Here is a 19,708-nt window from a genome sequence, read left to right as displayed (position 1 = left end):
AAATCCCCCTTTTACAAAATAGTGAAAGCGTTTTCTTTTTTGTCCATTTTCCTTTCCACCAGTTTAGACAAATAACAAATTCATCTACTTACTTGCATTTCTACTTTTTGTTTATTATCTGATGGTAACCATAGGGATAGAAAGAACCCAACCAGAGGAAATATAACTAGCAATTGAATAACTATAACAATTCCAACAAAATCCGCAATTATTCCGAGTAGTAAGGCGCCAATTCCTCCAGCTCCAATTCCAAATCCTAACATTAGTCCTGAAGTAAGTCCAATTTTACCTGGAACTAATTGATGAGCATAAACAACAGTGACGGCGAAACTACTAAATACCAGCAATCCCAGTAAAAAAATATTTACATATGCGATTAATCCTTCAAAAAAAGGAATTAATAATGTAAAAGGAATTGCAACTAACATTGAGTAAGTCAAAATTATTTTTTTACTTATTGTGTCGGAAAGATAACCCCCTAGAAAAGTCCCCAATGCACCCGCGAACAGAAAAACAAAAGCATATATTTCAGCGACTGCAAGACTAGTACCTCGATCATTTATTAAATACAGTGGCAAAAAACTAACTACACCAAAATGAATCCAGGAACGCATGATAACAAAAATAACAAGCAATCCAAGAGCTTTATATTGCTTTGCTACATTTTGTGAATGTAGATTCTTTTTAGATAAGCTTACATTTAATTGATTGCACCAGCAGGCAACCCGTATCAAACCTAACATCATTAAAATAGAAAAGAGAACAAACCAAAGCGCACCTTTTTGACCGAATGGAATAAAGAGTAATATTACCATTAAAGGACCTAGAGACTGCCCGACATTGCCTCCAACTTGAAAAATAGATTGAGCTAACCCTTTTCGATTCCCCGCTGATAAATAAGCAACTCTTGATCCTTCTGGATGAAAAATAGCTGCACCTATTCCAATTAAACCGACCATGAATAAGATGAGATAAAACGAAGAAGCTTGTGATAAACCAATTAGTCCCACTCCAGTTATCACACTACTGATGGGTAATAATAAGGGAATTGGTTTTTTATCTGCTATTAAACCAATTAAAGGCTGCATCAGAGAACCAGTAACAGTGACGACAAACACCACTAAACTTAATTGAAAATAAGTGAGCCCATGATTGTATTGTAAGATTGGTAAAAGAGCTGGCACAACAGCAGTTGTGGTATCAATAATAAGATGAGAAATACCGACTATCCATAAGATCTGCAAGTTTACTTTAGTAGGATGATTCATTTAAATCTCCATTCTCATTTCGAAATCGCAGATTCCATTTTAAACGTTTTAGACCAAAATTCTTTTTTTATTTACTCAACTTTCGCACCTTAAAAATCGATGTTTGTACAGACCTACCAAAGCTTTGAATTAGAACAGTATAATGGTAACCCATACTTTCTAGTTTCCAAGCCAAGATTTCTGCTTCACCTTCTTTCATTTCTCAATTTTCTGTTTTATTTATTAATTCTGATTTTATAGGCTTTGTATTGAACTTCAAAGAGGATGTTCAATATGTTGGAACAAATATGATTATTTTTTAGTAACATTCAAAAAGGATTCTTTAAAGCTATGTAGGCTTCTTGAAAAACAGGAGGACATCATTATAACAAAGGGACATTAAAGAAAGATTCTTAATTAAGCAAAGGGGTTATACCAAAAAAGTAATATACAACATTTTTATTCAGAAAAAGGGTGGTCCAATCGTCGAAAATTCGACTTGTGAGACACACCCTTTGGTTTTGGAGAAAGTCAGATTCTCATGTTATTTTTATTTTAAATAAAAGTTTCATAACCACGGAGAAACCGTAACCAATAGCGGAAAAGGCTCTCCTTCTCCACCAGCAGTTTTTAAAGCCATGTCTGTTTCACTTAATTTGTAGTTATGTGAATTCATTATGCCAAGTGGAAATTTACCAGAAGAAATAAACTCTACTGCCATCTGTACCGATTTATAACTATGGCCACGAACACCTTTTATCGTCAGATTTTTATTGTAAATAACATCTAGATCGAAATCTTGAAAAAGGTGGCCTTTTGACGCGCCAAGCAAGACAGTTCCTCTCGTTTTTGCGACATGGAGAGATGAAACGACAGGCTCTGTCCCTCCACTTGTTACATCGATTACAAGATCAGCCATTTTTCCACCCGTTATTTCACTAACTCGTTCAACCAAATCTTCAGTTGAAACATTTACCGTGTAATCGGCTCCTAATTTCCGAGCCAATTCCAACCGTTTGATACTCGTCTTTCTTCCTGTAACGATGACGGTTTCAGCCCCTGATGCTTTTGCTGCTAATGCACAGACTAGCCCCTGTTGACCAGGCCCTTGAATGACAACAACAGACCCAGGACCCGCTTTTCCAATTAAGCTCATCCATTCAAAGCCATTCGATATTGGTAAGGTTAAGGCCGCTTCAACGGCTGGAACATGATCAGGAAGTGGATGCAGAACAGCATTTGGATGCAAATACATATGTTGACTAAACCCACCATACAAGGCTGGTTCAACCGATGTAGGGGTCACACCGTAACGGATCCCGTTTCGTCTTGGATCTGTTTGCGAACACAAACGAAAATACCCTGTACGACATAGTTCGCATTGTCCACAAGGAATATATTCCTCCATCACTACACGATCCCCTTCTTTTACACCCCAGCGTTCAGCGGCAACTGGACCTATTTTTTCGATGAAACCGACAACATGATGCCCCAAAATCATCGGGGTACTTATTTTCTTATAATACGCAACATCTGTCCCACACACTCCAACAATTTCCACTTTTAAAAGCGCTGAATCTTCGGAAATTTCAGGAAGTCCAATTTCCTTTATTTCTGTTTGCTTCACACCTGTTGCAACTGCTGATAATGTTGTTCCACTCATCTTTTTGCCTCCAATATATTGTTAATAACTGAATAAAACAAATACGCTTGATAAATAGATTCTTTAATAAGAAAATTGTCACATAGAAAGATAGCGTTTTCCAATTGGTTGTTTCTATCCTACCTATTTATTCTATTAATAAAGAAACACAATTAACCTTCCATTTTCTTTGCATTATCCAGTTAATGCAATGGTACCTGCTCCTAAGAAAATTAAAACCGCAGACACAATTAACGGACGAGAGAACTGCTCTTCTGCCTTTAAAAAAATTGAACTTAATATTATCGTGATAATAGGCTCAATTGCTACAATCGCCGAAATATAAGCGACTTTTGTGTACCAAAGTGCGACAAAGAAACTCAAGACAGCGAAGCTTGTTCCAATTCCCGCAATTAAGTAATATTTATTAAATGAATAAACGTTTCGTTTCACTGTTTCTGTTAACGTTTTTTTACGAGCTTCAATACATACAAAAATAAGGATAGCGACACACGCTCCGATTAAAGCCCCAGCAAAAGGGTCATTAAAGGATGTGATCGCTTGTTTACGAACACCTTGACCAACGCCAAAACCACAGGCAGCTAGAAGTGAAAAAATAAAACCAATTTTATTTAGATCCTTTTTAGGAATTGTGAACTGTTGATACCCTTGGATAAATAGCCCTAAAAAGATCATTGAAATGCCAATCCATGGATACAGGCCCAGCCTTTCTTGTAAAATAAAAATGGCAAAAATCAAGGTGAATATTGGCTGAGAATTCTTGATTGCAACAGCAGGAGAAGGTCCGATTCTGCGTATTCCTGAAAATAGCATTGTTCTTCCGAAATAGGTTGTAAGAAAACCAGCAACAGCAAAAAACATCACACCCATTACGGTTGGTGGAGAAGGGTTTTCAGCTAAAATTCGGTAGAGCAAAAAAGCGATCGTTAAAATGATAATGTTTGTACTCATTGTTAAAAAAATGCCGTTATCCTTCTCTGATAGTCGCATGCCTTTTTTTAAGCAAATATTACTAATCGCGAAAAACAACGCACATAAAAATGAAAATAGAAACCCCATTTTTTGCTCCTTGCCACGTTTAGTTTATTACTTTGTATTTGAATCAATTTCATAAAGCCTAGCTAGCGAATCATAAAAGAACCGAATATTTCGTTTTTCTGTTTCTAAAAATGAATTACCCTGTCTGCATATGCATTGAAAGGCGCTCTTGAATGCCCTTTAATAAAGGAATTGCCGTTTTTCCATCATTGAGATCCCCAAACGAAAAAAGAGATTGAAGAATGTACTGGCTTTTGTGTCCAACGGCTACATGTCCTTTGTAGCCAAACCAAAAAGCATTCTTTCCTTGACTGTTTTTCTTAATCTCCTATTTAGGTGCAAGTGGCTCGTAACTCCTTTAAAGGGTTATCAAGAGGGCTTCAATCGTTTTTTCAAAAATCGGCAGAGCTGCTTCACGTTCAGCTTGTTCTTGAAGCCACTTTTCTTGTTCTTTCTTTGATTTACGAACGCATTTTTTCGGAAACCCTTCTAAAATGGCTTGAGAAATTTGCGTTTCTTGAAAACGCTCAAGAATATCTGATTCACTTATTTTTATGCATTCTTGAATAGATACTTCAGCTGAAATCGCATCAGAAAGAAGGAATCCATAATCTAAACGGAACACAAACATTCTATCAGATCTTTATTGAAATTCATTCGAGAATTCTAGCCGCCAGTGAGTAAATCATAGCGGCATAGTTTAGCAGAACAGGCGCACCATAAAGGGCTTTTTTGAAACAACCGTAAAATCGTATAGATATCAATGGTCGAGTATACCCCTTCAAAACGATGGGCAGGTTCTAAATCATATAAATCTTACAGGTTAAATAGGCTTTCTTGTCGTATAATAGTCATAAGGGAGTCTTCCACCAGTTTGAGAGCTAGAGTCGTTACTTACTCTTATCAACATCTAATAGTAGTTACATGTAAATTACGTACTTGCAGTAAACATTTGCGGTAACCATAATACAAGGTCAGGCCAATATGTAACAATAAGTAACACAAATAATGCAACTGCTAAAAATGGCAGAACAGCTTTGACTAAAATTTCAATTTTAACATTTGCTACAGATGAAGCTATAAATAATCCAGCCCCAACTGGAGGAATTAGACTTCCAATCACAATATTCAAGCAAAGAATAATTCCAAAATGAATCGGATCAATCCCAAATAATAGTGCTATTGGAACAATGATCGGTGTAATAATAATAAGCGCAGCAATTCCATCTATAAACATTCCAACAATTAATACAAATAAATTAACTAATAGCAGAAAAACAAGTGGATTATCAGTTAACGTTGTCATCCATTCAGCAAGAAGTTGAGGAATACGCTCAAAGGTGATAACGAGCCCGAATAACTTAGCCATTGAAATAAGCAATGTCACTGTCGCTGTAGTTAACGTTGTATTTATTAAAATTTTAGGAAAGTCAGATATTTTGAGTTCTTTATAAATAAACAATCCAGCAATTATTGCGATCACACATGCGATAGCAGCCGATTCAGTCGCAGTAAATACCCCACTTAATATTCCTAAAATAATGACAGTAGGTACGGATAATGCAGGTACAACTTGTAAAAAAGAGCTAACAACTATCTTTAACGGTTTTTTTTCTGATTTTGGTAGGTTTAGACGATAGCCAAAATATACGATTAGTAACATGAACGATATTGCCAGTAATATTCCAGGGATAATGCCAGCTAAAAACATTGAACCTATTGAAACACCTGCACCGACACTATATATGATAAAAATCATACTAGGCGGAAGTATGGCTCCCAGCATTGCCGATGAAGCAGTAGTGGCAGCACTAAATTCACGTTTATATCCCTCTTTTTCCATAGCTGGAACCATAACACGACACATCATGGCTGTTTGAGCTAATGACGATCCTAAAATTGAAGCAAGAAATGTATTTGCAGTAACATTGACATATGCTAGTCCTCCTTTAAAATGTCCGACAATGGATTGAGCAAAACGAATCAGTCTGGTTGTGATCCCGCCTGAATTCATTAGTTCGCCTGCCATCATAAAAAGAGGAATTGCGATGAGACTGAACGCTTCCATACCTGAATATATTCTTTGGGGGACAATACTAATCAATTCTATATTTCCACTAGTAAAAATGTAAATAATACTAGTAACACCAAGAACAATTGATATAGGAACTCCAATAAGCAGCAATATCATAAACGCTAGTAATGTAATCATGCCTCTTTACTTCCCCCCTCAGAATATTTAAAATTCTTAAGCAGAAGTTCCAAAGAGTGAATGGTTAAGAATAAAAAACCAACTGGTACACTTAAATAAGGATAAATCATAGGCATTTGCATTGCCAACGATTTTTGAAAAGCTATATTTGGAGATAGAATCCAAGGAATAGAGAAACAAAAAACAAACAAGCTAAATACAAATATCGTTAAATAGGACAGTAGATTTAATAAATAATACGTCCTTCCCGATAACCGTTCCATCAAAAAGGTCACGGCAGCTGTTTGCTGCCGTTTAATTGTCATACTCCCACCAATAAACGTTAGCCATGCAAGAGTAAAAATCGCTACTTCCTCTGACCAATGAAGCGGATTATTTAAGAAATATCGAAATACAACACCGGCAGTTAGCGACAAAAACATTATACTGAGTAATACAGTAACAAGAATTTTTTCTATATTTAAAATAAAATCACTTATCTTACTTATCCACACCATAAACAATACCTCCTATTATTGTTTCTGAGCTTCTTCTATCAGTTCCTTAATCAAGGGATCCTTTTCTGAATACTTATTATAAATGCTGTCTCGAACATCACTAAAAGCCTCGAAATCATCCAACTCATGAACTTTGATTTGTTGTCTCAGCTCTTCAAGACCTTCATAATCCTTTTTTATTGCTACTTCATTGCCGTAATCAATGGCTACTCTCATTGCCTCTAGTACAATTTCTTTATCTTCTTCTGATAACTTCTCAAGGGTAGCAGTGCTCATAACTACAGCTGCATTAAAAGCAAATTGATTTAAAAGTGTAAAATCGTCTGCCACTTCATGAAATTTTTCTGTAAATATTGAATCGACACTTGCATTAATGCCATCAATGACCCCCGTTTGTAATGAAGTGTAAACTTCTGATACTGGCATTGGAAGAGGACTTGCGCCTAGTTGCTGGTAGAAGTCATTAATGACGACAGAACCAGGAGCTCGAATTTGCTTTCCAACAAAAGCCTCTGGGGAATCCATAACCCCTTGTTTCATTAAAATGCTATGGCTTCCTGTAAACAACCAATCTAATCCAGTAATCTGTTGCTCTTCCAGGGTATCTAATAACTTTCTTGAAATTTCCGAATCTCTCATCCTAGCTGCATCTTCAATTCCATCAAACAAAAAAGGCATAAACCATGCATTTAAAGAATCGACTCTTGAAGCTAAATATGCATTTGTAATAAATCCAAAGTCTACTGCACCAACAGACATAAGTTGAATAACATCAGCTTCCGGTCCTAATTGACTGGCAGGATAAATTTCAACCTGCATTCTACCATTTGTTCGTGTTTCTAACTCCTCCTTAAACTTTTCAGCAGCTGCTACCCAAGTGTGGCTAGTTTGTACAATCGTTGATAATTTAAATTCATGAATGTCACTTGATGCTGCTTGAGCACTGTCTTTAGTTCCCCCGGATGTCTGTTGATTACAGGCGCCTGCAATCAACAAAAAGAATAACAATAAAAAAGGTAATAACTTCTTCATTCTCACTTAATCTCCCCCTACGTTATTAAAGTTTGATTACTGTTGTTTTGTTAACGCTTTCAGAACAAAGACTTTTTGGAATAATTAGTTTTAAGAGTCTTTGACAAAACAAGTATTAAAAACATTGGATATTTTAGAAATTTATTTAAAACCCTTCTGCCACTTAAGTCTCCAAACTAATTTTTTCTAATATTCTTTATAATCTTTATAATAGCGCTTACAATTTAACCATTCAAATTGATTGTTTATATATCAGTCATAAATAAAGTAAATGGCATAGTATAAAAAAATCCTTAGTGTCTACTAGTCTATGATTTATTCAACAGATGCTTTAATCATACGTTAAGAAAAGAAATGAACCAGCCAATCGTGTCTTAGCTGGTTCTTGTCTTGTTTACAAAAGCACATTTAACAACATCCATCTTTTTATGAGCTTACATCAAATTCTCCGCAGCTTTTATCACTGTCTGCCGCAAGTCTTTTGCAATGTTTTTCTTAAAGATTAAGTAGATTGGTGTAGGTGTTAGTGGCTCTAAAAGTGGTACTTCAACTAGTTTTTCACTTTTTAATTCGTCATTGACAATCATTTTTTGCAAAAAGGCGACACCAAGGCCTTTACGTACCATCATTTTAATCCAGCCTACATTGTTAATTTCAACTGTTTTATAATTTTTGACACCTTGATTTAGTAAATACTGTTCGATTAATTTAGTCGTTGAGAAGTCACGATTATATACAATTAGTCGTTCTTGTATTAAATCAGAAGCAGCAATATGCCCCCTCTTTGCAAAAGAGTGATCAGGTGCACAGACAAGTGTATTGATTTCATTCGAAATCTTCACCATATTAATTTCATCAATGTATTGATCTTCCGACTCAAGATAGGCGAAAGCGAATTCAATCTCACCATTTCGAATCGCCTTTAAACTTTCATCAGTAGTGGCAATTTTCACCTCGAAATCAATCGTTGGAAACTCCGCATAAAGAACTTTTAATAATTCTGGGAGCACCTCTACCCCCATATGATTTGGACAAGAAATGGTGACTTTCTTCGTTCGATTCGAAAGAGCGTTACAGCCTTCCTCAATGAGATGACAGGCTTCTTTAAAATATGGGTAAATTTTCTCACCTTCAGAAGTTAACATAATCTTCCTTCCACTTACTCTTTTAAAAAGCTTTGTGTTTAATTGGTCTTCTAAATGCTGAATTCTAATGCTTATCGTTGGTTGAGTAATGTTTAAATCGTTCGCTGCCGCTGAAAAACTCCCTTTTTCAACAATCTTTAAAAAAGCTTCAATATATTTTAACTCCATTTTTTTAGCACCCCGCTCTAGATGTTTGATTTAAGTATAGCTCTCTATTAATTTTAGCATTTTTTGAATATAACAATAATTAAAATAAAAAATAAAAGGAACAATTTTATCTGAACTGCTCCATTTCCCTTTCAGAACCAAGCGTGTAAAGCTCAGTAAAACAAAATAATATGCTCTTTAATTAAATTTTGTGACGAATGATAAGTCTCCATTTTTTACAGAGAAGCAAGACCCTTTTACGTTAAACTTATTTCGCCAATTGTAGCACGATTAAGGGTTTTTCTTTCAGATTCTCGAAGCGGCCTTCTGCTTTTAGTAAAAACGAGACAATCCCTTAAAAGAATTGTCTCGAACAAACATTTATCTATTTTTTAATACATGTTCACTAAAAAACATTGCGTATTCTTCATTTTGGGCACTGCCAACGACTCTCGCTACTTCCTTACCATTTTGATAATGAACAACGGTTGGTGTCGATTGAAGATTATAATCAGACCAGCCCTGTTCAAATTCCAAAAGGTTATATTGAACTAAATCAACGTCCATTTGTTGAGCCAGCGGCGCCAAACGCGGCGTCGTTTCTTTGCAAAACGAACACGTTGAGCTATAGAAATAAACCGTCACATCATCCCCATTTGTTAAACGCTCTTCTAATTCATCTGGAAGGATGACATTCTGGTAATTTGGATCATCCATAATATCAATCGTAGCAGGGTGTAAGGTACTTTTCCCAAAGGGGTTCCCCTCCGCCTTTTTAGTTTGCTGCATAGTTGATACAACAGCTAGACTAACAAATAAAAGAACGACGATTCCGCCAAAAATGATCACTTTTTTCATGATTTATCCTCCTCCGCCTGTATCAAAATAACAAGACTACAAATAAAAATGATGACAAAAGCTGTGCCTGCGAGAAAAGGAATGGTAACAAAACCAAACCAATTTATATATTCACCTGTACATGGTATACGACCGCATGATGGAGCTGCCTCAGCAAAGAAATCAAGCTTTTGCAATGCATAATGGTAGGCTGAAAGACAGAATCCAATCAAAGATAAAACCGCTGAATAGACAGCAACTTTTACATCTTTCTGAATCATTCCAATAAGTAAAATAATCACGAGTGGGTACATGAAAATACGTTGATACCAACAAAGTGTACAAGGCTCATACTGACGAATTTGTGAGAAATACAACGATCCTAGTGTTGCAACAAGTGATGTCAACCAAGCAAAAAGCAATATATTTTCAAGTTTTTTGTTCATATTCTAACCCTCTACTCTGCAAACTTTATCATCTTACTTCCTGTTCATGTAAATCCATCTCCTCTATTATACATAATCTAGAAAAAGATTGGTTGTCGAACACGTGAATTTTTCCTAGTATTCTACTCCTATTTCTCAATTTAAGATGTAAGTGTGAGGATAATTCATCTCAATGCATAAACAAAGTTAATCTATGATTGCCAGATTATATTAAAAAAATTCTCTTTCAATTTCAGCGCCATACTTTCAAGTTTTCTTCAATTATACAGCTAAGCTTTTTAATGAATCACGATGAAAAGCAGGTAGAAAATAGGTACATAAGTTACTTTTTGCACATCTTTGTTTTGGGTCTTTTAATAAAATGTATGGTATTCTACAGGTGAAGAACTGGCTGAAAGGAGTACATAGGTTGGATACGGTAACCCACACATTATTTGGTCTTACAATTTATGGTGGTATTAATAAGGAAGGCATGTCTGAGAAACTAAAAAAAGCGTACTTTCTAACTGCAGTGGGTGGAAGTCAAATTCCTGATATTGATGTGATTTCTCAGCTCTGGGATACAGAAGGTCAATACCAAATGTGGCATCGAGGCATTACACACTCCCTTTTTATGGTTCCAGTATGGGCTCTTATTCTTATCATAATCTCCTATCTCATCTGGCGGGTGAAAGACAGGCGCTTGTTTTATATTGGCATGCTTGCCGTGTTTATTCACAATACGAGTGATTTATTTAATGCATGGGGCACTGGCTATTTTGAGCCAATTTCGTCAACTCGAATTACCTTTGGAACCTTACCGATTGTTGATGTCGTCATCTGGGTAATCATTCTTGGAGGATACCTTTATAAACGACACAAGAAAGCAACATACCGGGTTTATCATATTATTTGGCTTCTCATTCTTCTTCATGTTGGTATACAATCGGCACAAGGCTATTATATTTATCAATCGTATCATGATGACTATGAGCAGCATGTGCTATCAGCAAGCTTTATTCCATGGAACTTTTCTGTCATTGGAAAAAATGAGGGAACAGTTGAAATTATCTCAACGAATCTATTTGGTCATGAGGAGCTTCAGTACACCTTAGAATCTGCTGAAGAGGCTGATCTTTCGTCTCTTTTTGAAGAACGACCTGAAGCAAAGACACTCTATGAATGGGCGCCTTTTGTGGTGATTGTCGATGACGATGACCGTATTGGTGTCTACGATCCTCGTTTCTATCAAAATGGTCAATCCTTTTTATTTGAATATATAATGAAATAACTTGTATAACAAAGCAAGGTTGACTTTAAGAAGTCAACCTTGCTTTCTTATTAAAAAAAGCGATGTAGCTTTTAAAATCATCTAAATAAGAAGCCTGTCGCTCTCACCCCTTGATTGAAAGGGTTCACTTAATGATTGACGAACTTGTTTTATCCCTGTTGAAAGGGAGGGGTGTCTGTCCTTAATTTATACTTTTGCAGCTTCCCACTTGCGTTTCTTGGTAATTCGTTCACAAAATAATAGCGCCGAGGCCGTTTGTAATTGGCAAGCTTATCACTTAATCTACAAAAGTGCTCAAGTTGTTGTTCTGTTAGCTTTGGGTCCTTTTTCACAACAAATGCGACGACTCTTTGGCCCCAGTGTTCATCGGGTTCACCAACAACAGCGACATCAAGAACCCCTGAATGATCGAATAAAACATCCTCAACCTCTTTTGAATAAATGTTTTCTCCTCCGCTTACAATCATGTCATCAACCCGGTCACAAACCCACAGAAACCCTTCATCATCAATATATCCAATGTCACCAGAATAGTACCATCCCTTATAGATCGCTTTTTTTGTTGCATCTTCTCTGTTGTAATAGCCTAGCATCATACTCGGTCCCCGTACAATGATCTCGCCTCGTTCACCGACGTCAGCTACCGCTTCCGGTTCGGAGAGATCCTCATCATTTGTTCGAACGATTCTTATCTCATGGTTTATTAATGGCTTTCCAGCAGAACCGGCTTTTTGTAATTGTTCATCTTCCATTAAAAATGTAATCGCTGGGCCCATTTCTGTCATTCCATAGGCTTGAAGCAACTGAAGCTCCATTCTTTCCGTGATCGCTTTTACCAAAGCAGGCGCCATTGGTGCACCTCCATACAGCCCTTGTCTTAATGAAGACAGTTGATAGGAAGCGATATTTTCCTGCAGCAGCATATTCCACATTGTCGGTGCTGCAAAGAATGTTGTAATCCTTTCTCGTTCAATGAGCTCCAATACTTTTTTCGCTTCAAAATGATGCAAGATCACCTGGCTTGCTCCAATGTGAACTCTGCTCAAAAAGGCACAATGAAGCTCTGCACAATGAAACATTGGTGCGACTGATAGTCCTCTGTCTCGATTGGTTATCCGCTGCATGCCAATCATAATCATGCTTTGATCAACCATGTCACGATGGGTGTGTAAAACCCCTTTTGGCCGTCCAGTTGTTCCACTTGTATACATCATGGCATAAAGATCATTTTCTGTAAGCACTATGTTCGGTCGCTCATGTGAGGCCAAAGCAATCTGTTGATGATAACTTTTTGCATATTCTGGTGTGTCGTCATCGATATACCAAAGCGATGTAGCTTTAAGCTTATCGGCAATCGGTGTGATCTGTGATTTAACTGCTTTTTCAAATAGAACGATTTTTGGCTCAGCGTCCTGCAAAATGTACTCAATTTCCTTGGACGTAAGCCGAAAGTTTATAGGATTAAAGACAGCTCCAATTTTAATGCATGCAAAATAGGCAGTAGCAAATTCACTCGTATTAAACAAAACAGCGGAAACACGATCCCCTTTCTCTACCCCTTCGTTTATTAGTGCTTGTGCAACCTGATTGACTTTCTTATCCCATTCCATATAAGTCAAACGTTCATTTGAACGCACATCGTACAGCGCCTCTTTATTCGGATATTTTAGCACCGATTGTTCAAAAACATCTCGTAATGTAGTCATCCTTTCTCCTCCTTTATTCGAATTTTTATTTCTAATCTCTTACCTACGAAAGTTAATCTGAATGGTTAGGTGAACTTTTTAGACGCGCTCACAACTCTCTTTTTGAAAAATTTCCGAACAACGACACACGCAACAGGACGCTCCTGCTATTCCTTCTCAAACAACGCAACAACGGCTGCTTCAAGCACAGCTTCGTATGCCATCAAGTCGTTTTCTAGATCAGCGAACGAAATCCATTCGCCCCCACTTTTGATTCGTTCGATCGACGATTTTAATAAAACCTTGTTTATCACTGGTTACACCATCACCAGTATGAAGCCATCCTTCTCGAAAAGCCACTTTGCTGCGCTCGTCATCCACGTATTCGTCAGCAATCCACGGGCCACAAATGAGAAGCTCGCCCATTTCTTCTCCGTTCCATTCGACTTCCCCATTTGCACCGATGACTTTAATTTTAAGGTCCTTGTTTTGCTCGGATTGAAGGTGTTTCATGCTCATCTAAATCTAGCACTAGAGCAACACAGTTTCTTATCTCTATAAATTTCCCCCATTCGTTTCATCAATCAAGCCTCTCAACAATCGTCGCATTTGCCATTCCGAGCCCTTCACAAATGGCTTGAAGACCATAACGGGCTCTCCTTCGTTCTAATTCATATAGCATCGTTGTCATAATGCGGGCTCCACTCGCCCCTAACGGATGGCCAAGGGCGATTGCTCCTCCATTTGGGTTAAGCTTTTCTCGTTTTGCTCCCGTTTCTTTTAACCATATGAGCGGCACTGAGGCAAATGCTTCGTTCACTTCAAAAACATCCATCTCTTCAATTTGCAAATTTGCTTTTTGTAGAACTTTTTTCGTCGCTTGAATCGGTCCTGTCAGCATTAAGGTTGGGTCTGAACCAACAACGGTCCTTGCAATGATTCGAAAGCGAGGTTTTAGCCCAAGTCTATCGGCTTTATCACGAGACATTAACAGTAACGCAGCAGCACCGTCACTAATTTGGCTAGCATTCCCTGCTGTAATCCTTCCATCCTCTTTAAAAGAAGGCTTTAAGTTAGCTAACTTCGCCAAAGTCGTATCTTTTCTTGGTCCTTCGTCTTCTCTGACAATCTCAACACCTGTGTCTGTTCTCACATCAATTTTCATCATTTCTCGCTCGAATCGACCCTCCGCTTGTGCTGTTAAGGCTTTTTTATGGCTTTCAAACGAATACTCATCTAGCTCTTCTCTTGAAAATCCCCATTTTTCTGCAATACGCTCGGCTGATAGTCCTTGGTTGATCATTTCGTATTTACTAGTCAATTTCTCGCTATAGGAGACGCCCTGCATACTTGAAAACATAGGCACCCTTGTCATACTTTCAATTCCTCCAGCAATCACAACATCCATATCTCCACTTAAAATCGCTTGAGCAGCGAAGTGTACAGCTTGCTGGCTTGAACCACATTGCCGGTCAATGGTTGTACCTGGGACTTCAATTGGAAAACCAGCAATCAAGCTTGAGATTCTTGCAATATCCGATGCTTGTTCCCCAACTTGTGTCACACAGCCAATGATGACATCTTCAACCTCTTTTTTCTCAATCCCGCTTCGTCTCATCAGTTCATCTAATGCCAACGCTAATAATTCATCGGAACGGATCGTACTTAATTTTCCAGCTCTTTTTCCAATGGGGGTGCGGACAGCTTCAACAATTGCAACTTCTCTCATGAAAGGCCTCCTTTATTTCAAAACGAATAATTCTTTCGTTTTGTAACCGCTTAATTTTCGTTTGAAAAATGTTTAAGATACCGGTTAATAATTCTGCAGCTTGCTCACCTACTTCTAGTGTTCTAGTTACTGTCATATTCAGAAAAGAATGATAGGTGGAAACCTGCTTATGAGACATAACGAAGATCCTTTGTTTTATAAAGATAATAGCGAACTACCTTCCCAGCGAGCTCGAGTACGATATCGTTGTGAAGTCCGATTCCAAGTAAGCTTGATCCTACTTTTTCGCGTTCTTCAATCAGTACAACGGAATAGCTAATATCAGCTCCTACACCACCGTTCATCTCGCCAAGGACATAAAAATCCTCTCTACCCATTTTATGCCATGGTTCTCTTGGAATGATTCGATCTTTCTCCCACTGAGCATAATGAGGATAGGCTTCTTTTTCTAAAAAATTTCGTAAAGCTTTGCGAAACATTTGATGTTCCGCCGTTAAATAAGAAGCATTCAATTGAATCCCTCCCGTTTTGTTTCTATCTTTAAAGGTACTAAGCAACAAAATGCAATTATTATTTATAGAAGCTGTTTTTTTGACGGATTTTCGTTACTGGTTTACATATTATAACATTGAACAAACAAGTATTTCAGAAAGTTATAAATTAACAGAAATTTCTTACTATTTTTAGCATACGTATTAATCGAAAAAAGGACTGAGACAAAAGAGTTTTTATTGAAGAGAAATCCGAACGTCATGATCGTTGCTGCATAGCAATTACTTCGAACATATCCTTCGCTTTCCGCGGGCGGCTGGTGAGCCTCCTCGTGCTTTTTGCACTGTTGGGTCTCACCCTTGCCATTGCTCCCGCAGGACTCTACGTCTATTTCCTCCGCTAAGGTTGTGCATTGTTCGCATTTTCAATCAAACACGTTCGTTATGTAACAGCCTCTAGATGAACACTTTCCTGAAGGTATCACGGTTTCTCACCAATCCTTTCCATCGCTTCTTTTGCTAACAGCATTACCGTCATTTCATCCATCGGTGGATTGTGAAGACCCGCACGAACATCACGATAGTAACGCTGCAATGGATTTTTATTTGATAAGCTTAGCGCTCCCACCACTCGCATGGCCAGATCGACAACTTCAATGGCATGACTCACAACCGCATGCTTCACTGCACCAAGTTCAGCGTTCATTAATTGTCTTTCTTCAAACGGAGTCTGATCCCATTTATTAGCAATGGCATGAAGAAAAGAACGTGCTTGAAGTAATCGCAATTCCATCTCACCGATTTTTTGCCGGACATGAGGGAGGTCACTAATGGTTCCTTGAATGCTGTTTGGTGAATACTGTTTTGCAAAGCTAATGGCGTATTCCTGTGCAGCACGGGCAATACCAAGATAACATGCCGGAATATGTAGCAGCCATCCAGCAGCCGGTTTATTTCCTGGTGTTATATATTCAACAAGGCCCTCTTCCCCAATTTTTACATTTTCTAAAACGAGATCATGACTTCCAGTTGCACGCATGGCCATCATATCCCATGTTTCTTCAATTTGTAATCCTTTGCTTTCTTTCGGAATTAGAAAATTAGCTACATCATCTGTCCCTTCTATTGCTGCGCTCACAATAAAATAATTTAGAACTGGTGACATTGTTGTAAAAATTTTTCTTCCTGAAATGTACCAATTCCCTTCCATTTTCTTAGCTGTCGTTCCAGGCTTTCCCCCGCGGGTAGGGCTTCCTGTTTGCGCTTCCGTTGCTGCTGCATTTATAAGTGCATGTTTGTGCAGAACGTCCTGACAAACCTTTTCATAAATCGATTCATCCCAAACCCTTGTTTCACCCAAATGCTTAATGAGTCCTATATGCCAACCGATTGATAAAGAAGTGGCACCATCTGCTGCTCCAATTGTTTCTTGGTGCTGAACCATTTCAAAAAGGGAAATTTCTTTGCCACCATATTGTTTTGGAACCGTTAATGAAGTATAGCCAGCTTTTTTTAAATCCTCAATATTATCCTTTGGGAATGTTGCTTCTCTGTCATGCTTCCAAGCTCGTTGCTTAAAAGGCTGGACAACCTCTTTTAATAACTGTACTCGCTCTTCCATTGTCTCTAGTTGCCTCAGGTTCATCATTCGACCTCCTAAAATCCAGCTTTCAAGTGAAATGTTCTTGTTGTTTCAACTTACCATATCAAATTTATCACGCTTTTACTATTAAGCTGTTTTGCACCAATTAATTTTACAGCAGTGTCTTTTGAAACTTGGACGTAAATTTTACAATTTTCCATAAGAATAGCTTTATTTGCTACCTTAAACACTTGATTGCCCTTTTAAAAAATCCTATTGACGAACAAAAGGTTATTATTTAAAATAAAGGTCAAAGATAGTCAAAGTCAAAGATGCGGTATAATTCCGCTACTTTTTTTCACTCTAAGGTCAAAGATAGTCAAAAACACTACGTTTAAAAGGAGGAATTTCAAATGAAATGTCAAAACTGTCAAATCCGTGAGGCAAATGTAAATATGAGCTTAGTTATCAACTATCAAAATCACAAACTTCATTTGTGCGAGCAATGTTATCGCCAAGTAAAGCAGCCATTTGGATTCGGTGGTGATTTTTCTTCCTTTGATGACTTCTTTAAAAAATTCATGAATCAATCTTCATTTAATCATACAAACGGAATGAATCCATATGCTACACAAGTTCGAACAAAACAGACAACGGGTGGCAATGGATTTTTAGACGAACACGGAAGAAATATTACAGCTGAAGCAAGACAAGGGCGTATTGACCCAGTCATCGGACGGGATGAAGAAATTGAACGTATGATTCAAGTGCTTTGCCGTCGTACTAAAAATAACCCTGTATTAGTCGGTGAAGCAGGTGTCGGTAAAACAGCCATTGCAGAAGGCTTTGCCCTTCGTATTGCTCAAGGGAATGTTCCAACAAAAATGAAAAATAAAGAAGTATACGAACTTGAACTATCTTCATTAATTGCTGGTACAAGCTATCGAGGGCAATTTGAAGAGAAAATGAAACAGCTTGTTAGTGAACTTGAACAAAGAAAGAACATCATTTTATTTATTGATGAGCTTCATATGGTTGTAGGGGCAGGCTCTACTTCAGACGGGTCCATGGACGTAGGAAACATTTTAAAGCCTGCACTTGCTCGAGGGGAGCTACAACTCATTGGTGCGACAACGTTAAATGAATACCGTAAAATTGAAAAAGATCCTGCTCTTGAACGGCGGTTCCAACCAATTACTGTGAAAGAACCTGCTTTAGACAAAGCGCTGGAGATTTTGAAGGGCATACGTCCAATCTATGAAAAATACCACCAAGTACACTATTCAGACGAAGTGCTGCAAGCATGTGTTCAGCTATCAAATCGTTATATCCAAGATCGCTACTTACCAGATAAAGCGATTGATTTAATGGATGAAGTGGGCTCCAAGCTTGCGTTAGCAAATGGGAACTCAACGAAGGATGATTTACATCAGCGCCTGCAAGCAATTGAACGAGAAAAGCAGGAAGCGATGAAAAAAGAAGAGTATGAGCGTGCTGCGGCATTGCGAGATGAAGAGCATGAGCTTCGTCAAAAATTAGCAAGTGAAACGAGTGAACCAACGATTGAAGTGACCGTTGAACATATTCAGGATCTTATTGAAAAGCAGACGGGTATCCCTGTGAAAAAGCTACAAAGTGCTGAGCAAGAAAAAATGAAAGACTTACAAAACAGACTTGCAAGCAATGTAATTGGTCAAAAAGAAGCTGTTGAAAAGGTAGCTAAAGCCGTAAAAAGAAGCCGAGCCGGATTAAAGCCTAAAGATCGTCCAATCAGCTTTATGTTTGTCGGTCCTACTGGGGTAGGTAAAACAGAATTAACGAAAACATTAGCAAAAGAACTTTTCGGTGACAAAAATGCCATGATCCGACTTGATATGAGTGAGTATATGGAAAAACACTCCGTCTCTAAATTAATCGGCTCTCCTCCAGGCTATGTGGGACATGACGAGGGTGGACAGCTAACTGAACGAGTACGCCGCAACCCTTACAGCATTGTTCTATTAGATGAAATTGAAAAAGCTCATCCTGACGTGCAGCATATGTTCTTGCAAATTCTCGAAGATGGTCGCCTCACTGATAGTCAAGGTCGCGTTGTGAACTTCAAAGACACGGTGATGATCATGACGTCCAACGCTGGAGTTGGCACAGTGAAGAAAATCGCCGTTGGTTTTGATAAGGAACCAAGTATTCCTAAAAAAGCAGGGATTCTTGAATCACTCAATCAATACTTTAAGCCTGAATTCCTCAATCGTTTTGATGCGATCATAGAATTTAACCACCTTGAAAAAGAAGACCTCATTAAAATTGTCGATCTTATGCTCAATGAACTCCAGGAACGACTTGATGAGCAAGGAATCGTCATGGATGTAACCCTTGAAGCGAAGGAAAAGCTTGCTGAACTTGGTTACGATCCAGCTTATGGAGCACGTCCACTGCGTCGTGTGATTCAAGAAAAAATCGAGGATGAGGTTACCGAATTAATTATTGACCAAGGAAATATAGATTCAGTTTATGTTACCCTCAGCAATAATGAAATCAATGTTGCAATGAATAAATAACTGATAATAGGGGCTGTCTCACGAAACGAGACAACTCCTTTTTTATTCAAAAACAACTGCACCCAATTATTAATAATTGGAGGTGCAGTTCCAGATTTCCGATTGATTTTTAACATTGTGATTTTGTCA

General features: G+C 37.9%; 15 protein-coding genes and 2 pseudogenes. 2 read left to right on the top strand and 15 right to left on the bottom strand.

What is annotated here, in order from left to right; all coding sequences use genetic code 11:
• Positions 1-80 precede the first annotated feature (80 nt).
• From BLT_RS0109920 to BLT_RS0109875, 10 genes and pseudogenes are all read right to left on the bottom strand, one after another.
• Positions 81-1,268, bottom strand: coding sequence for an MFS transporter (locus tag BLT_RS0109920; RefSeq protein ID WP_017727640.1), 1,188 nt, complete (start codon positions 1,266-1,268; stop codon positions 81-83).
• A 547-nt stretch (positions 1,269-1,815) separates the two neighbouring features.
• Entirely contained in the window at positions 1,816-2,910 is a 1,095-nt protein-coding gene (locus tag BLT_RS0109915; RefSeq protein WP_017727639.1) for a zinc-dependent alcohol dehydrogenase, read from the bottom strand.
• A 174-nt stretch (positions 2,911-3,084) separates the two neighbouring features.
• On the bottom strand, positions 3,085-3,969 hold the full coding sequence (locus tag BLT_RS0109910; RefSeq protein ID WP_017727638.1) for a DMT family transporter: 885 nt from the start codon (positions 3,967-3,969) through the stop codon (positions 3,085-3,087).
• 133 nt (positions 3,970-4,102) lie between these two features.
• A pseudogene (locus BLT_RS23095) lies at positions 4,103-4,803 on the bottom strand (IS5/IS1182 family transposase); the annotation flags it as partial.
• Positions 4,804-4,879: 76 nt separating this feature from the next.
• Entirely contained in the window at positions 4,880-6,160 is a 1,281-nt protein-coding gene (locus tag BLT_RS0109900; protein WP_017727636.1) for a TRAP transporter large permease, read from the bottom strand.
• A complete protein-coding gene (locus BLT_RS0109895; protein WP_017727635.1) occupies positions 6,157-6,657 on the bottom strand; it encodes a TRAP transporter small permease in 501 nt (166 codons plus the stop codon). The genes BLT_RS0109900 and BLT_RS0109895 overlap by 4 nt, the downstream gene beginning before the upstream one ends.
• 15 nt (positions 6,658-6,672) lie before the next feature.
• On the bottom strand, positions 6,673-7,689 hold the full coding sequence (locus tag BLT_RS0109890) for a TRAP transporter substrate-binding protein (RefSeq protein WP_026105060.1): 1,017 nt from the start codon (positions 7,687-7,689) through the stop codon (positions 6,673-6,675).
• A 434-nt stretch (positions 7,690-8,123) separates the two neighbouring features.
• Entirely contained in the window at positions 8,124-9,002 is an 879-nt protein-coding gene (locus tag BLT_RS0109885; protein WP_017727633.1) for a LysR family transcriptional regulator, read from the bottom strand.
• A gap of 360 nt (positions 9,003-9,362) precedes the next feature.
• Positions 9,363-9,839, bottom strand: coding sequence for a thioredoxin family protein (locus BLT_RS0109880; RefSeq protein ID WP_017727632.1), 477 nt, complete (start codon positions 9,837-9,839; stop codon positions 9,363-9,365).
• Positions 9,836-10,264 (bottom strand): disulfide formation protein C, encoded by a 429-nt coding sequence (locus BLT_RS0109875; RefSeq protein WP_017727631.1) that lies wholly within the window; start codon positions 10,262-10,264, stop codon positions 9,836-9,838. Before BLT_RS0109875 ends, BLT_RS0109880 begins: the two co-directional genes overlap by 4 nt.
• 409 nt (positions 10,265-10,673) lie before the next feature.
• Here BLT_RS0109875 and BLT_RS0109870 point away from each other — a divergent pair, with 409 nt between their 5' ends.
• Complete coding sequence (locus BLT_RS0109870; RefSeq protein WP_017727630.1) at positions 10,674-11,534, top strand: metal-dependent hydrolase; 861 nt, start codon at positions 10,674-10,676, stop codon at positions 11,532-11,534.
• A 149-nt stretch (positions 11,535-11,683) separates the two neighbouring features.
• Here BLT_RS0109870 and BLT_RS0109865 read toward each other — a convergent pair whose 3' ends face one another.
• From BLT_RS0109865 to BLT_RS0109840, 5 genes and pseudogenes are all read right to left on the bottom strand, one after another.
• The gene (locus tag BLT_RS0109865) at positions 11,684-13,240 is read right to left on the bottom strand and encodes a fatty acid--CoA ligase (protein ID WP_017727629.1); all 1,557 of its coding nucleotides are present in this window, start codon (positions 13,238-13,240) and stop codon (positions 11,684-11,686) included.
• A gap of 149 nt (positions 13,241-13,389) precedes the next feature.
• Positions 13,390-13,699: pseudogene (locus tag BLT_RS23090) on the bottom strand (fatty-acid--CoA ligase); the annotation flags it as partial.
• 100 nt (positions 13,700-13,799) lie between these two features.
• Positions 13,800-14,948 (bottom strand): thiolase family protein, encoded by a 1,149-nt coding sequence (locus BLT_RS0109855; protein WP_017727628.1) that lies wholly within the window; start codon positions 14,946-14,948, stop codon positions 13,800-13,802.
• Positions 14,949-15,115: 167 nt separating this feature from the next.
• A complete protein-coding gene (locus BLT_RS0109845; RefSeq protein WP_017727626.1) occupies positions 15,116-15,460 on the bottom strand; it encodes an acyl-CoA dehydrogenase family protein in 345 nt (114 codons plus the stop codon).
• Positions 15,461-15,920: 460 nt separating this feature from the next.
• Complete coding sequence (locus BLT_RS0109840; protein WP_017727625.1) at positions 15,921-17,084, bottom strand: acyl-CoA dehydrogenase family protein; 1,164 nt, start codon at positions 17,082-17,084, stop codon at positions 15,921-15,923.
• A gap of 350 nt (positions 17,085-17,434) precedes the next feature.
• Here BLT_RS0109840 and BLT_RS0109835 point away from each other — a divergent pair, with 350 nt between their 5' ends.
• The gene (locus tag BLT_RS0109835; protein ID WP_017727624.1) at positions 17,435-19,579 is read left to right on the top strand and encodes an ATP-dependent Clp protease ATP-binding subunit; all 2,145 of its coding nucleotides are present in this window, start codon (positions 17,435-17,437) and stop codon (positions 19,577-19,579) included.
• Positions 19,580-19,708 lie beyond the last annotated feature (129 nt).

It is taken from the genome of Halalkalibacterium ligniniphilum, from assembly GCF_000334155.1.
Classification (GTDB): Bacteria; Bacillota; Bacilli; order Bacillales; family Bacillaceae_D; genus Halalkalibacterium; species Halalkalibacterium ligniniphilum.
Note: the sequence above shows the minus strand (reverse complement) of the source record. Positions and strands in the feature narration are given on the sequence as shown.

Excerpts from the sequence above, each read along its gene's own strand:
- BLT_RS0109920 (WP_017727640.1), bottom strand. The coding sequence starts at position 1,268 with ATGAATCATCCTACTAAAGTAAACTTGCAGATCTTATGGATAGTCGGT.
- BLT_RS0109865 (WP_017727629.1), bottom strand. The coding sequence starts at position 13,240 with ATGACTACATTACGAGATGTTTTTGAACAATCGGTGCTAAAATATCCG.
- BLT_RS0109890 (WP_026105060.1), bottom strand. The coding sequence starts at position 7,689 with ATGAAGAAGTTATTACCTTTTTTATTGTTATTCTTTTTGTTGATTGCA.
- BLT_RS0109835 (WP_017727624.1), top strand. The coding sequence starts at position 17,435 with ATGAAATGTCAAAACTGTCAAATCCGTGAGGCAAATGTAAATATGAGC.
- BLT_RS0109895 (WP_017727635.1), bottom strand. The coding sequence starts at position 6,657 with ATGGTGTGGATAAGTAAGATAAGTGATTTTATTTTAAATATAGAAAAA.
- BLT_RS0109855 (WP_017727628.1), bottom strand. The coding sequence starts at position 14,948 with ATGAGAGAAGTTGCAATTGTTGAAGCTGTCCGCACCCCCATTGGAAAA.
- BLT_RS0109900 (WP_017727636.1), bottom strand. The coding sequence starts at position 6,160 with ATGATTACATTACTAGCGTTTATGATATTGCTGCTTATTGGAGTTCCT.
- BLT_RS0109915 (WP_017727639.1), bottom strand. The coding sequence starts at position 2,910 with ATGAGTGGAACAACATTATCAGCAGTTGCAACAGGTGTGAAGCAAACA.
- BLT_RS0109880 (WP_017727632.1), bottom strand. The coding sequence starts at position 9,839 with ATGAAAAAAGTGATCATTTTTGGCGGAATCGTCGTTCTTTTATTTGTT.
- BLT_RS0109910 (WP_017727638.1), bottom strand. The coding sequence starts at position 3,969 with ATGGGGTTTCTATTTTCATTTTTATGTGCGTTGTTTTTCGCGATTAGT.
- BLT_RS0109875 (WP_017727631.1), bottom strand. The coding sequence starts at position 10,264 with ATGAACAAAAAACTTGAAAATATATTGCTTTTTGCTTGGTTGACATCA.
- BLT_RS0109840 (WP_017727625.1), bottom strand. The coding sequence starts at position 17,084 with ATGAACCTGAGGCAACTAGAGACAATGGAAGAGCGAGTACAGTTATTA.
- BLT_RS0109885 (WP_017727633.1), bottom strand. The coding sequence starts at position 9,002 with ATGGAGTTAAAATATATTGAAGCTTTTTTAAAGATTGTTGAAAAAGGG.